Genomic DNA, 12,813 nt, shown 5'->3' with positions numbered 1-12,813 from the left:
GATGGGATCGATTCTAGCGAGGCTTTCAGCGGTGAAATATAGTGATATTGCATCGCTTACATCGATTTTTATCAATGTAAAATCAGCGGAAACGTTCCTCCCCTCTGCCGTCATGCTCACCAACATCTTCGATCTGGACCTGCGCCTGATCCGCGTCTTCCTGGCCGTGGTCGATTCGCACGGGGTCTCGGCTGCCCAGGCCCGGCTCAACGTGGGCCAGTCCACCATCAGCGCACAGTTGAATTCGCTGGAGACCCGTCTGGGGTATCGCCTCTGCGAGCGCGGTCGGGCCGGCTTCAGGCTGACCGCCAAGGGAGAGAAGTTCGCCGACGCGGCGCGGCGCATGATGGATGCACTCGACGAATTCGGCATGCAGGCGCGCAACCTCGACAAGCGCCTGGTCGGCACGCTCTGCATCGGCCTGATGGGCCATACACCGACGCAGCACAACCACCGTCTGGCCGAGGTGATCCGCCGCTTCCGTCAGCGCGACGAGGCCGTGCGACTGGAACTGCTGGTGCGTACGCCCGGTGAGCTGGAAGAAATGCTCCTCAATGGCGCCGTCCAGGTCGCCATCGGTTATTTCTGGCGGCGCGTGACGGCCTTGCACTACACCCCGCTGATGCTGGAGCGCCAGGTGGCCTATTGCGCCCCACCCCATCCGCTCTTCGACCAGCCCGGCGCGATCGAGCCGGAGCAGGCCGCAGACCACGCCTGGGCCTGGCGCGACTATCCGGTGCCGCCCGAACACCTGCCGCTGCAGCAGCGCAACATCATGGCCGTGACCGGCAACATGGAAGCCATGTCCATCCTCATCCTCTCCGGCCAGCACCTGGGCTATCTGCCCGAGGAGATGGGCCGCCAGTACGAGGCGCGCGGCCAGATGCGGGCGCTGAACCGGGCCAAGCTTTCCTATGACGTGGGCATCAGCGTGGTGACCCATCGTAGCCGCGCCAGGGAGCCCATCGTGGCGGCCTTCCTGGACGATCTCAAGCTTGCGCAATAAAAAAGGGCAATGCATACGCATTGCCCTGCTGTGGCTTCACATCGGCTTGCCGATGGTGAATGATCAAGCCGCCATCGCCATCCCGCGCGACTTGCCCGAGCTGAGATAGCTGGCAATGGAATCCTGCGTGACTTCACCCACGTAACTGCCGTCGTTGGCGATGACCGGCATCCAGCTGGTGCTGTGCTTGTACATCTTGGAGAGCACCACGCGCAGGTTCTCATCCGGATCGGCATTCATGGTGAAGGGACGCACCTTGTCCTCGGCCACGCCGGTGCTGCCGCGCACATCACGGCGGGTGAGATAACCCAGCGCACGGTTGTCGGCATCGATGATGGTCAGATAGCGCGAATCCTGGTCATCCATCAGCGCCAGGGCCTGGTCGCAGGAGACATCCGGCTGCGCAGTAGCCGGCGTGGTCGCGGCCTCGCCAGCGCGCACCAGCAGCAGACGCTTCAAGGTGTGATCCTGGCCCACGAAGGCGCTGACGAAATCATCCTTGGGACGGGCCAGCAAGGTATCCGGATTATCGAACTGCACCAGCTTGCCGGCGCGGAAGACGGCCACCTTGTCGCCCAGCTTGATGGCTTCGTCGATGTCGTGGCTGACCATGATGACGGTCTTGTTCAGCTGGCGCTGCATCTGGAAGAACTCGTTCTGGATCGATTCGCGATTGATCGGATCGACCGCGCCGAAGGGTTCGTCCATCAGCAGTACCGGCGCGTCTGCAGCGAGCGCGCGGATGACGCCGATACGCTGCTGCTGGCCGCCGGACAGTTCTCGCGGATAGCGCTTCAAGAACTTCTTCGGGTCCAGCGCCACCATGGCCATGAGCTCGGTGGCGCGCTCCTGGCAGCGCTTCTTGTCCCAGCCCAACAGGCGCGGGACGATGGTGATGTTTTCTTCGATGGTCATGTTGGGGAACAGACCGATCTGCTGGATCACATAGCCGATATGGCGGCGCAGTTCCACTTCATCGATGCCCGAGGTGTCCTGGCCATCCAACAGCACGCGGCCGGAAGTCGGGTTGATGAGGCGATTGATCATCTTCAGGGTGGTGGTCTTGCCGCATCCGGAGGGGCCGAGGAAGACGCAGATCTCGCCTTCGGCCACCTTCAGGCTCACGGCATCCACCGCCTTGACCTGAGTGCCGTCCTTTTGGGTGTAGGTCTTGCTCAGTTGGTCCAGTTCGATCATTTTTGTACTCCTTTCGGTGTCAGGATTTTCTGCAGACGTTGCAGCAGGGTGTCCGCGATGATGGCCAGCACGCTGATCATCACCGCGCCCACCACGAGTTTTTGCATATTGCTCTGGCTGATGGCATGCAGGATCAGCACGCCCAGGCCGCCAGCGCCGATGATGGCCGCAATGGCCATGACGCCGATGTTCATCACCACGGCCGTACGCACGCCGCCCAGGATCACCGGCACGGCCAGCGGCAGGTCCACCATGCGCAGGCGCTGCCAGAAGGTCATGCCGATGCCGATGCCGGCTTCCTTGATGCCGGCTTCGATGTTCTCCAGCGCCAGATAGGTGTTGCGCATGATCGGCAACAGCGAATACAGGAACACGGCGGTAATGGCCGGCAAGGGGCCGATGCCGGCGCCGAACTTCGAGAATAGCGGAATCATCAGGCCGAACAGGGCAATCGAGGGCAGCGTCAGCACGATGGTGGCCAGGCCCATGAGCGGGCCGGCCAGCCAGCGCACGCGCACGACCAAGATGCCCAGCGGCACGCCGATGGCGATGGCCAGGCTCACCGCAATGCCCACCAGTTTCAGGTGCTGCAGCGTCAGTTCAAGGATGTTGGGCCAGTCCGATTGCAGGTATTGGAAGATGTTCATGGTCCCCTCCTCAGATCAGGCCGGCTTGCTTGAGGAAGTCGGCGGCCACCTTGGCGACCGGCTCCTGGTCGATGTCGACGCGCTTGTTCAACTCCGTCATGGTCGCCGTGTCGATCTTGGCGGCCAGTTCGTTGAGTTGTTCGGCCAGCTTGGGATGCTTGTCCAGGATCTCTTGGTGCACCACCGGGGTGGCCTTGTAGGCGGCGAAGTAGCCCTTGTCGTCGTCCAGCAGTTGCAGGTCGAAGCCCTTGATGCGGCCATCCGAAGCGTAGGTCAGGCCGACGAACAATTGTTCATTCTTCAGCGCCGTGTAGACCAGGCCAGGATCCATCTGCTTGACCTCGCTGCGATCGAGCTTGAAGCCATACAGCTGCTGCATCGGCCCCAGGCCGTCAGGACGCGAGGCGAACTCGTAGTCCACGCCCATGAGATGAGGCTGGCCGCCTTGCTTGTCATCTTCGTTGATGCGGTTGGCCAGGTCTTGCAGCGAGTGGATGTTGTACTTGTCGGCCAGTGCGCGTGGCATGGCGAAGGCGTAGGTATTGTTCAGCTCGGACTGGTTCAGCCAGGTCAGGCCGCGCGGTGCGTCCAGTTCCTTGACCTTCTGGTAGATCTGGTCGGGGTCGAGCTTGTCCTCGATGTGGTTGTAGACGATCAGGGCGGTACCGGTGTAGTCCCAAACGATGTCGAGCTGGCCGCTTTCGAGCGCCGAGCGCATCAGGGTGGTGCCCAGGCCGTTCTTCAATTCGGTGTCATAGCCCTTGGCGCGCAGGTACTGGGCGGTCATGTCCGAGAGCAGCAATTGCTCGGTGAAGTTCTTGCCGCCGATGACCAGGTGCTGCGCCTGAGCGCGAGCCGGGGCCGCGCCGAACAGGGCCAGGCCCAGCGCCAGGGCGCACAGGGCATAGGTTGCGATGGTCTTCTTTGTCATACTTTCCTCTCTACCGCTATGCCGTGGATGAAGTCGGCGTGCGGTCGTTCTTGTGATGGAAATGGAATGCGCGGGAATCAGGTACGCAGCCCGCGACGGACCAGGTAGAAACCCGACAGCGCCGTCACCAGTGCGTCCAGCACCAGCGCCAGCAGCGCCGTGGCCGCCGCGCCCAGCAGCAGCTGGCCGTGGTTGTTCAGGTAGATGCCGGGGAAGATCAATCCCCCCAGGCTCTCGCCGCCGATGAGCATCGACAGCGGCGCCGTACCCACATTGATTGCCAGCGCCGTACGTACGCCGCCGACGATGATGGGCAGCGCATTGGGCAATTCCACCCGCAGCAGGACCTGGTGCGGCTTCATGCCGATGCCGCGGGCCGCCTCTTTCATCGCTGCCGGCACGTTCTTCAAGCCCTCGTAGGTATTGCGCACGATGGGCAGCAGCGAGGCCAGCCACAGCGCCAGGATGGTGGGACCATTGCCGATGCCGAAGAAGGCCAGCGCCAGCGCCAGCACGGCGATGGAGGGGATGGTGTTGCCGATGTTGAAGATCTGGATGAATTTCTCTGCACTGCGCTGCGCGCCCGGACGGGACAGCGCAATACCGGCCGGAACACCGGTGGCCAGCGCCAGCAGCATGGAAGTGAAGACCAGTTCCAGATGCTTGCCGGTGTAGTAGACCAGGTCACCGCGATACTTCTGGATGACATCCGGACCGATCCACCAGATCAGGCCTGCAAGGACCAGCGCAAAACCGAACGCGCCGGCGAAGACGTGACGAACACGTGTCATGTTACCCCCTGTTGGTATAGCCGGCACGACATGACGCCGCGACGACGGGTTTCTAGGATCAAGTTTTACGGGGTTCGCTGCCCACCTGGGCGTATCGTTTGGATGCGAACCGAAAGCTGCAAAGGCAGCGATGAAACCGAAGCGATGAAGCCAGCTTCGGCATAGTGCATACCGGACAGGGATGGGAACGGGTCACCGTGGAGAACGGGAGGGCGTTCACGCTGCCAGCCGGAAATTTGGACAACCCGCACAAGCGCGGATCGGACACTGCTGAGAGTCGTTGTTGAACAAGTAATGTCGCGAAGACAAACGATAGTTTAATGCAATCGCTTAATACTGTCCAGCAATGTAGCAATCTAAATCGATAACTTACAGATCTGAAGCACTTTTAAAAGTTCCCAACGGTGCTCAAAGTGTATCTAAAAGCGGTCATTGTGAAAACCGCCAGCGCGGCGCTATCCCTTACCCCATGCGGCTCCGGCCGAGATTTACCGTCGAGCAACAGGCGCAAAAAAAATCGCCGGCCCATGCCAGGACCGACGATTTTTTCAGAAGGCGGAGTGCGCCAGAACGGAGCAGCTGTCAGCGCATGGCACCAAAGACCTTGCCGATGATGGCGCTGCCGCTGCCCACCGGGTCCTTGCGGATCGCCTTTTCCTCTTCGCCGATCATGAGGAAGAGGCCATCCAGGGCGCGCTGGGTCACATAGCCTTCCACCGTGCTCTGCTCGCTGCTGACCAGGCCGGTCTTGCTGGCCTGCCCCATCACGGCGTTATAGCGGGCCGACAGGCCGTTCTTGTCGGTGATCTGCCTGACGATGGGCAGGAACTTCACGGCCAGCTCCGCCGAGGTCTTCTGGCGGAAGAAATCGGTCACCGAGGTGTCGCCCCCTGCCAGGATGTTCTTGGCATCGGTCACCGACATCGATTTGACGGCGTTGACCAGCAGCGGCTTGGCCAGCGGCACGGCGGCCTCGGCGGCGTGGTTCATGTCGGCCACCAGGCCATCGACCTGGCCGCCCATGCCGGTCATGCGCAGGATGGGCATGGCCTGCTCCAGCGCGCCGGGCAGGTGGATCTTGACCTTGTCGTTGTTGAGGAAGCCGTTCTGCCGGCCCAGGTTGGCCACGGCACTGCTGGCGCCCTTCTCCAGCGCGGCCTTCAGGCCGGCGGTAGCGTCCTGGTTGCTGAGGTCGGACAGCGAAAAGGCGAAAGCGCCGCAGGAGGCCAGCAAGAAGCTGGCCGCCACCATGCGGCGCAGGGAAGAAACAGGGAAGGACATAGCGAACTCCATCGTTGCAGGATGCCGGGATGATAACAGCCCGGCCCTGCCCCGCCGCCTCATTTGCCGCGCGAGAGCTCCAGCCCGGCGTTATGCGGCAGCTTGCCGCTGATGGGCACCGACGCCACCGAGAACAGTCCGATGACGAGGAAGGCCGGCCAGAAGTCGGCCTCGACGATGGTGGCGTGGCCCTGCAGGTGATTCGACAGTTGCAGCACGATACCAGCCACGGTTACGCCCAGGCCCAGCGACAGCTGCTGGATGACGCTGGCCAGGCTGGTGACACGGCCGGCGTCGCGATTGTCGATGTCGGCATAGGCGATCGAATTGAGGCAGGTGAACTGCAGCGCCGGGAAGACCCCGCCCATGAGCACAATGGATACGATCAGCAGATAAGGCGTATGGATGCTGAAGATCCCATAGGCCGCCAGCGCGATACCGGCAAAGACCGCGTTGACCATCAGCACCGTGCGAAAGCCATAGCGGCGCAACACCCGCCCAGCCAACAGACGGATGAAGAGCGAACCGAAGGCCGAGGCGCAGGTGATGCTGCCGGCCTGGAACGCAGTCATCCCCAGGCCTTCCTGCAGGGCCAGCGGCAGCAGGAACGGCACCGCGCCGAGGCCAATGCGAAAGAGCGAACCGCCCACCACGCTGGCGTGCAGCGTGGGGATGCGCAAGAGGCGAAAGTCCAGCAGCGGGAACTCGATCTGGGTGGAGTGCCGGTAGTACATCACCAGCGCAATGGCGCCGATGGAGCACATGGCCACCGGCGTGGCGCCATCGACCAGATGGCTGCCAAAGAGCGACAGGCCCAGCATGATCATGGCCGCGCCCACCGAGGTGAGCACAAAACCCTTCACGTCCAGCGGAGCGGGATTGTCTTCCTTGAAGTTCTGGATGAAGCGGCGCGCCAGGTACAGGCCCAGGAAGCAGAACGGGATATTGATCAGGAACACCCAGCGCCAGTGAAAATAGGTAGTGATGAAACCGCCCAGCAGCGGCCCCACCACCGGCCCCAGCAAGGCCGGCAAGGTGAGGTAGCTGACCGCCTTCACCAGTTCGGACTTGTCCACCGAGCGGGCAATGATGACGCGCCCCACCGGCACCATCATCGCCCCGCCTATGCCCTGCAGGAAGCGCGCGGCCACGAAGGTCACCAGCGAACCCGAGACTGCGCAGAGGATGGAGCCAGTCATGAAGACGATCATGGCCGCACTGAAGACCTTGCGCGCGCCGAGCTTGTCGGCCATCCAGCCCGAGATCGGGATGAACACGCCCAGCGCCGCCACATAGGCGGTCATGGCCAGCTTGAGGGTGATCGGATCTTGATGGAGATCGCGTGCCAGCGCGGGCAGCGAAGTGGCCAGCACGGTGGCGTCCATGTTTTCCATGAACAGCGCACAGCCGACGATGAGCGGAATGAGCAGCGAAGGTCGCACGGTAGGCAACAGATGGCGCAATGAAGGAAATGAAGAAAATGAAGAAGGAGGTTCTGCGACCTCCTGGGGCCTCACAGTGTATACCAGTTGGACTTTTCTTGCGGGCAAGCCCCGGACAACCCTGCCCGCCCTCACTTCTTCAGCGCCTTGAGCCGCTTGGCAGCCAGCCGCACCGTTTCCCACTGGTCGCGCCGCTTCATGCCCTTCCATTCCTTGATTTCATCCCGGGTGCGCCCGCAACCGGTGCAGACCTCGTGCTTGAGCTTGCACTCGGAAACGCAGGGACTCTTGACCTCTTTCGGCACGTCACTTCCTTATTGATTTGCATTGGTTGGCAGAGAAAACGCCTTGCCTGTGTGCGCAAGCAACTTCACATCCTGCCTCCCGGCAGCAAATATCTCACCTTGCGATATTCAATTCCCACTATTTGGCACAAAATAATGCAAATTAATGCCAAAATAGAAAAGAGCACATGTAGGACAGCACCCGGGAATGAAGACTACAATGCCACCTTAGCATGAACGGGCGGCAAGATATGGCAAACAATTTCCGATTAGAAATAATTTGACCGCATCGGACGCAGGAGACTCAGCGTTTCGACACTCACAGCTCTAGCGCTATTTCATATTTTTCGCATATCAACATGATCGAAAAATGAAATATATCAAGCAATTTGCTTTATTTGCCCTTGACTACGTCCTAAGATGTTAAATATGAGAAATACAAGACCGACCACACCTACAGCCATACTTTTATAGGATCAATCAAATGGGACGCGCCGCCAGATCTCACGAAAGCGACGCACCGCCCAGCGACCCCGCAATGACTTCCCGGGAGGCCGCCAGAATGCTGGGCGTGTCGATCACGACCGCCCAGATGTGGATGGAAACGGGCATGTTGGCCTCATGGAAGACACCCGGCGGTCACCGGCGGACGCGGCTGAGCTCGGTCATGACCTTGCTTGGCCACAGCGGAGTAAAACAATCCGGACCTGCTGCTGTCCAGGCGGCTCCCGTGGCGCAGACGCCCGAGGCCGCCAGCGCCGACGAAGCCCGGCAGGCGCCCCTGATGGCGCAATCCAGGACGGGCACGCAGGCCGAAGCACGCTTTCATCGGCTGACCTGGCTCGCCAGCGAATTGCTGGAAGTGCCCATTGCCCTGGTCGCCTTCCAGACTGCCGAGCTGCAGATCTTCCATGCCGCCCATGGATTGAACATCGCCGCTACGCCGCGCTCGTGGGCGTTCTGCAACTACGCCGACATGGATGAGGATGTATTCACCGTGGCCGACGCCAGCAAGGATCCGCGCTTTGCCAATAATCCCATGGTCACCTCGGCGCCCTTCATCCGCTTCTATGCGGCGGTGCCGCTGATGTACCAGGGCAAGGCCTTCGGCTCGCTGTGCATCATTGATACCGAAGCCCGCCTGCTGCGCTCCCAGGAAAGACGCGCCTTGCAAGAGCTGGCTGCCCTGGCCACGGACATGATGGCGCTGCAGATCATGGAACTGCAGCAGCACTAGCCCACCTGTCCACGCCCCGTGGGCTCATCCACGCCTCTCCAGCCAGGCCTCCAGTTCCGCCAGCGGCATCGGTCGGGCAATGGCATAGCCTTGCCCGTAATCGCATCCCAGGTGGCGCAAGAGCGTAGCGGTCCGTTCGTTCTCCAGGCCTTCGGCGACGACACTGAAGCCAAGGTTGTGCGCCAGGTGGAGGATGGAAGGCACGATCAATTGGTCCGCCTCATCATCGAGCAGGCGATGGATGAAAGAGCGGTCGATCTTCATGGTGTCGGCCGGAATGTTCTTGAGGTAGGAGAGGTTGCTGAACCCGGCGCCGAAATCGTCGATGGCCACCTTCACGCCCAGCTCGCGCAGGGCCTGCACCCGCTGACGCACCTGCTCGGGATGATTGGCCATGGCATGCTCAGTGAACTCGATCTCGATCAATGCCGGCGGCACCTTGTACTGCTTCAACTGCTGGGCCAGCAGCGTGCACAGTTCATCCGAATCAAAATCCCTTGCCGAAGCATTGAACGCCACTGGCAGCGCGCGTCCGCGCTCCAGCCACCGCGCCACCTGCGACACTACCTGATGGAGCACCCAGGCGGTCACCTGGCGGATCTGACCCGTTTTCTCGGCCAGCGGAATGAACACATCTGGAGCGATATTGCCGTGGATAGGATGATGCCAGCGAATCAGCGCCTCCACACCCACGCAGGCGCCGTCACGCAGCCGCACCTTGGGCTGGAAATGCAGCGCAAGCTCATCGGACGTATTGAGCGCCATCGGCAACGCGGCCAGCAGCCAGAAGGCGTAGCGTTGCTTTTCCGCGTGCACCGATTCGAAGATGCGCGGCGAGACGCCCTCTTCCCGACTGACATCGATGACCGTGAGCAGCGAGCGCACCACATCGCCACCGCTGACGTCCTCCTCCAACGGCAGCACGCCAATGGCGATATCCAGCAGGTGTGGAATGCCCTGGAATTCCAGCGCCGGCGTGAAGCGCTGCTCGATGTCGGCAATACGCCGCCGGCGCTGCGCGGGGGCAGTTTCGTCCAGATAGACAAAGGTAGTGGTGGTCACCCGATAGAGCGGCAGCGTGCCCAGCACCCGCCGCAGCGTGCGACTGACGTCCATCAGGAAACCTTCGGCATAGTCCCACCCCAGGGCCTTGACCATGTCGAAGAGATATTCGCGCGGGCAGATGTCCACGGCCACCGCCGCATCCCCCCCGCCCGTGTTGGCGCGCGCATGTCCGCGCGTACGCAGCACCTCCATGAGGCGGGCGCGGTTGGGCAAGGCGGTCACGTGATCGATGTAACCGCGGTTGCGCAGCTGTTCCAGGCGCTCCATGACGATGGCAGCCAATTGATTGAGCTGCGCGAACTGACTCGCACCGAAATCCGGACGCGGTCGCGAATCGATGATGCACAGGGTGCCCAGCGACAGCCCCTGCGGCGTCACCAGCGGCGCCCCGGCATAGAAGCGAATGAAAGGTGCGCCCGTCACCAGCGCATGGCGGGAAAAACGCGCATCCTGCAGTGCATCGGTCACCACCATGCCATGACGGGTCTGGATGGCATGATTGCAGAAGGAATCCGCGCGTGGCGTCTCGCTCACCTCCAGCCCGACGCGGGATTTGAACCACTGCCTATGCTCATCGACCAGCGCTACCAGGGCAATCTCCACATCGAACATCGAACACGCCAGTTGCGTCACCTGATCACATAACTTGTCCGGCGGCGTATCGAGCGCACAATAGCCGTGCAGTTGTGCCAGCCGGGCGCTTTCTTGACGTGCGGCTGCTTCCAGTTCGGTGTTTTCCTCTTTCTCCAGCAACACGTATCTACCTCAGCGCCAGCGCGTCGGGCGTGACCTTGAACGTCGAGACCAGGCGCGCCAGCGATTGCGCCTGCGCCGTGAGCGCCTCGGCCGCCGCGGCGGACTGTTCGACCAGGGCCGAATTCTGCTGGGTGACTTCGTCCATGTGCGAGATGGCGTCATTGACCTGCTCGATCCCGGTGCTCTGCTCGCGACTGGAGGCGGTGATCTCGGCGATGACCTTGGAGACATTCTGGACGCTGCCCACCAGCTCCCCCATCGTTTCGCCCGCCCCCTTCACCAGGCCGCTGCCACTCTCGACCTTGGCCACGGAGGCGCTGATGAGCTCCTTGATCTCCTTGGCGGCGGCGGCGCTGCGCTGCGCCAGCGTGCGCACCTCCGAGGCCACCACCGCAAAACCACGTCCGCCCTCACCGGCGCGCGCCGCTTCCACGGCCGCATTGAGCGCAAGGATATTGGTCTGGAAAGCGATCCCGTCGATCACGCTGATGATGTCGACGATCTTCACCGAAGAATGATGGATGTCTTCCATCGTCGCCACCACCTCTCCCATCATCTGTCCGCCCTTGAGCGCAATGCTCGATGCCGATCCAGCCAGCTGGTTGGCCTGGATGGCGTTATCGGCACTCTGGCGCACCGCCGAGGTGATCTGTTCCATGGCGCTGGCAGTCTCTTCCAGCGAACTGGCCTGGCGCTCGGTACGGCCAGAAAGATCGGCATTGCCGCTGGAGATTTCGGAACAGGCCCGTTCAATCGAGTCGGTCCCCTGCCGCACCTGGGCGACGATGCGGGACAGACTGTCGCGCATCATCTTGATCGCATACAAAAGACTGCTCTGGTCATGGCTGCGGGTCACCACATCCACGGCCAGGTCCCCATGAGCGATACGCTGGGCGATGCCCATGGCATAGGCGGGCTCGCCGCCCAGCTGGCGCAGCAGGCTGCGGGTAATGAAGAAGGCGATGACCACCGCTATCAGGATGGCCAGCCCCGCCAGCAGGGAAATGAACAGCAGCGCCTGCTTTGCCGCATTCTCGGCAGCATCGCCCGCGGTCGTGCTCGCGGTCGAGATTTGATCAATCAGCTGGTTGATATTGGCCACGATCTTGCGACGCAAGGGGCTGCATTCGTTGACCAGGAAATCGCGATAGGCTTCCATGGCGCCGCTGTCACGATACCGGCGCGGACGCTTGAGCTCCTCAGCCATTTGCCGCAGACCCTCACGGACCTCAGCGAAACCGGCATGATCGGCCAGCCGCGGCTCGAGCAGCTGCAATTGCCGCAGATAGATTTCCTTCTGCGCGTCGACGATGTTCAGCTCATTTTTGGCATCGGCGTCACTCACGAAGACGTAGGCATTGCGCGCCGCGATCCCGGTCTGGTCCAGCGCTTCGCGGGCGAGGTAGAGGGGCTCGAGCTGTTCGTTCTTGAGCTTGTTGGCGTACACAATGGTCTCGCGCAAGGAGTTGATACCCAGAATGGCCGCTGCAACCAGCGCCAGCAGTAGCAGCAGCTGACTTGCAAAGCCTAGACTCAACTTCACCCCTATTTTCATTTCTGACAAGACCTTCATTTACCCTCCATGGATGGATGCGAGCTCAAAAATCACTAAAAATAAAGATTATTAACAATTCGTGATTATTGAATTTTAATATTTTGCATATTTAGAATTTACTCACATAATGGTCTTACCAGCAAAGACTTATTCCCGCCTTGTCTCTTTTGCATCACGGTGTGATGGTTCTCATTTTGATCTGACCCCAGCAGGCCGATCCTGCGCGCACTCAGACCTTGCTTCCCCAATGGAAACGCAAGCCCGGAGGGCCATCAAAAGGAAACGGGAAGCCGCGATGAACGCGCTGCGTCAACGCGCCGCAGCCGTGTCGGCGGGGCTATGGGCGGAGGCGGCGAAATTGAGGAAGTCATCCTCCGGCAAGGGCCGCGAGTACAGATAGCCTTGCACATACTCGCATCCGGCGTCCCTGAGCAACTGGGCCTGCACCATGGTCTCCACTCCCTCGGCAATGACCTTCATGCCCAGCCGATGGGCCATGACGATAATGGCTTCGACGATGGCCTTGTTGCTGTCGGCATCGACCATGTCCTGCACGAACGACATCGGGAGAACGTATGATTTCCTGCACGGGCGCCATCTCCACGGCAAACACTTCGTCGC

At 61.3% G+C, this 12,813-nt stretch carries 12 protein-coding genes; 2 read left to right on the top strand and 10 right to left on the bottom strand.

Annotation, left to right across the window (positions count from 1 at the left end):
• Positions 1–112: 112 nt before the first annotated feature.
• Positions 113–1,006, top strand: a complete 894-nt coding sequence (locus tag BGK68_RS14835; protein WP_075257742.1) for a LysR family transcriptional regulator — start codon at positions 113–115, stop codon at positions 1,004–1,006.
• Positions 1,007–1,069: 63 nt separating this feature from the next.
• Here the strand turns inward: BGK68_RS14835 and BGK68_RS14830 are convergent, their stop codons facing one another.
• From BGK68_RS14830 to BGK68_RS14800, 7 genes are all read right to left on the bottom strand, one after another.
• Positions 1,070–2,203 (bottom strand): ABC transporter ATP-binding protein, encoded by a 1,134-nt coding sequence (locus BGK68_RS14830; protein ID WP_075257741.1) that lies wholly within the window; start codon positions 2,201–2,203, stop codon positions 1,070–1,072.
• Positions 2,200–2,850, bottom strand: coding sequence for an ABC transporter permease (locus BGK68_RS14825; RefSeq protein ID WP_075257740.1), 651 nt, complete (start codon positions 2,848–2,850; stop codon positions 2,200–2,202). Before BGK68_RS14825 ends, BGK68_RS14830 begins: the two co-directional genes overlap by 4 nt.
• A gap of 10 nt (positions 2,851–2,860) precedes the next feature.
• Positions 2,861–3,781 carry a glycine betaine ABC transporter substrate-binding protein gene (locus BGK68_RS14820; RefSeq protein WP_075257739.1) on the bottom strand — a complete coding sequence of 307 codons (921 nt, stop codon included), beginning with the start codon at positions 3,779–3,781 and terminating at the stop codon, positions 2,861–2,863.
• Positions 3,782–3,858: 77 nt separating this feature from the next.
• Positions 3,859–4,572, bottom strand: coding sequence for an ABC transporter permease (locus BGK68_RS14815; RefSeq protein WP_075257738.1), 714 nt, complete (start codon positions 4,570–4,572; stop codon positions 3,859–3,861).
• Between the two features lie 582 nt (positions 4,573–5,154).
• Positions 5,155–5,853, bottom strand: a complete 699-nt coding sequence (locus tag BGK68_RS14810; protein ID WP_075257737.1) for a DUF4197 domain-containing protein — start codon at positions 5,851–5,853, stop codon at positions 5,155–5,157.
• Between the two features lie 59 nt (positions 5,854–5,912).
• Positions 5,913–7,304 (bottom strand): MFS transporter, encoded by a 1,392-nt coding sequence (locus BGK68_RS14805; RefSeq protein ID WP_407645694.1) that lies wholly within the window; start codon positions 7,302–7,304, stop codon positions 5,913–5,915.
• Between the two features lie 122 nt (positions 7,305–7,426).
• Positions 7,427–7,600: a DUF1289 domain-containing protein gene (locus tag BGK68_RS14800; RefSeq protein WP_075257736.1), complete on the bottom strand. Its 174-nt coding sequence runs from the start codon at positions 7,598–7,600 to the stop codon at positions 7,427–7,429.
• Between the two features lie 541 nt (positions 7,601–8,141).
• On the opposite strand from BGK68_RS14800, the gene BGK68_RS14795 reads away from it, so the two are divergent.
• On the top strand, positions 8,142–8,816 hold the full coding sequence (locus BGK68_RS14795; protein WP_324617641.1) for a GAF domain-containing protein: 675 nt from the start codon (positions 8,142–8,144) through the stop codon (positions 8,814–8,816).
• Between the two features lie 24 nt (positions 8,817–8,840).
• Here BGK68_RS14795 and BGK68_RS14790 read toward each other — a convergent pair whose 3' ends face one another.
• The 3 genes from BGK68_RS14790 to BGK68_RS14780 all read right to left on the bottom strand — a co-directional run bounded on the left by BGK68_RS14790 (position 8,841) and on the right by BGK68_RS14780 (position 12,756).
• Positions 8,841–10,637: a sensor domain-containing phosphodiesterase gene (locus tag BGK68_RS14790; RefSeq protein WP_075257734.1), complete on the bottom strand. Its 1,797-nt coding sequence runs from the start codon at positions 10,635–10,637 to the stop codon at positions 8,841–8,843.
• Positions 10,638–10,641: 4 nt separating this feature from the next.
• A complete protein-coding gene (locus BGK68_RS14785) occupies positions 10,642–12,210 on the bottom strand; it encodes a methyl-accepting chemotaxis protein (protein WP_075257733.1) in 1,569 nt (522 codons plus the stop codon).
• Positions 12,211–12,501: 291 nt separating this feature from the next.
• Entirely contained in the window at positions 12,502–12,756 is a 255-nt protein-coding gene (locus tag BGK68_RS14780; protein WP_075257732.1) for an EAL domain-containing protein, read from the bottom strand.
• Between the last annotated feature and the right edge of the window lie 57 nt (positions 12,757–12,813).

Origin of the sequence: Herbaspirillum camelliae (assembly GCF_001929405.1) — a bacterium.
Taxonomy (GTDB): Bacteria; Pseudomonadota; Gammaproteobacteria; order Burkholderiales; family Burkholderiaceae_D; genus Herbaspirillum; species Herbaspirillum seropedicae.
This window is presented reverse-complemented; position numbering and strand designations above follow the sequence as displayed.

Bases quoted from the DNA above. Each gene is read 5' to 3' on its own strand.
- BGK68_RS14820 (WP_075257739.1), bottom strand. From the start codon at position 3,781: ATGACAAAGAAGACCATCGCAACCTATGCCCTGTGCGCCCTGGCGCTG.
- BGK68_RS14835 (WP_075257742.1), top strand. From the start codon at position 113: ATGCTCACCAACATCTTCGATCTGGACCTGCGCCTGATCCGCGTCTTC.
- BGK68_RS14785 (WP_075257733.1), bottom strand. From the start codon at position 12,210: ATGAAGGTCTTGTCAGAAATGAAAATAGGGGTGAAGTTGAGTCTAGGC.
- BGK68_RS14780 (WP_075257732.1), bottom strand. From the start codon at position 12,756: ATGTCGTTCGTGCAGGACATGGTCGATGCCGACAGCAACAAGGCCATC.
- BGK68_RS14795 (WP_324617641.1), top strand. From the start codon at position 8,142: ATGCTGGGCGTGTCGATCACGACCGCCCAGATGTGGATGGAAACGGGC.
- BGK68_RS14815 (WP_075257738.1), bottom strand. From the start codon at position 4,572: ATGACACGTGTTCGTCACGTCTTCGCCGGCGCGTTCGGTTTTGCGCTG.
- BGK68_RS14830 (WP_075257741.1), bottom strand. From the start codon at position 2,203: ATGATCGAACTGGACCAACTGAGCAAGACCTACACCCAAAAGGACGGC.
- BGK68_RS14810 (WP_075257737.1), bottom strand. From the start codon at position 5,853: ATGTCCTTCCCTGTTTCTTCCCTGCGCCGCATGGTGGCGGCCAGCTTC.
- BGK68_RS14825 (WP_075257740.1), bottom strand. From the start codon at position 2,850: ATGAACATCTTCCAATACCTGCAATCGGACTGGCCCAACATCCTTGAA.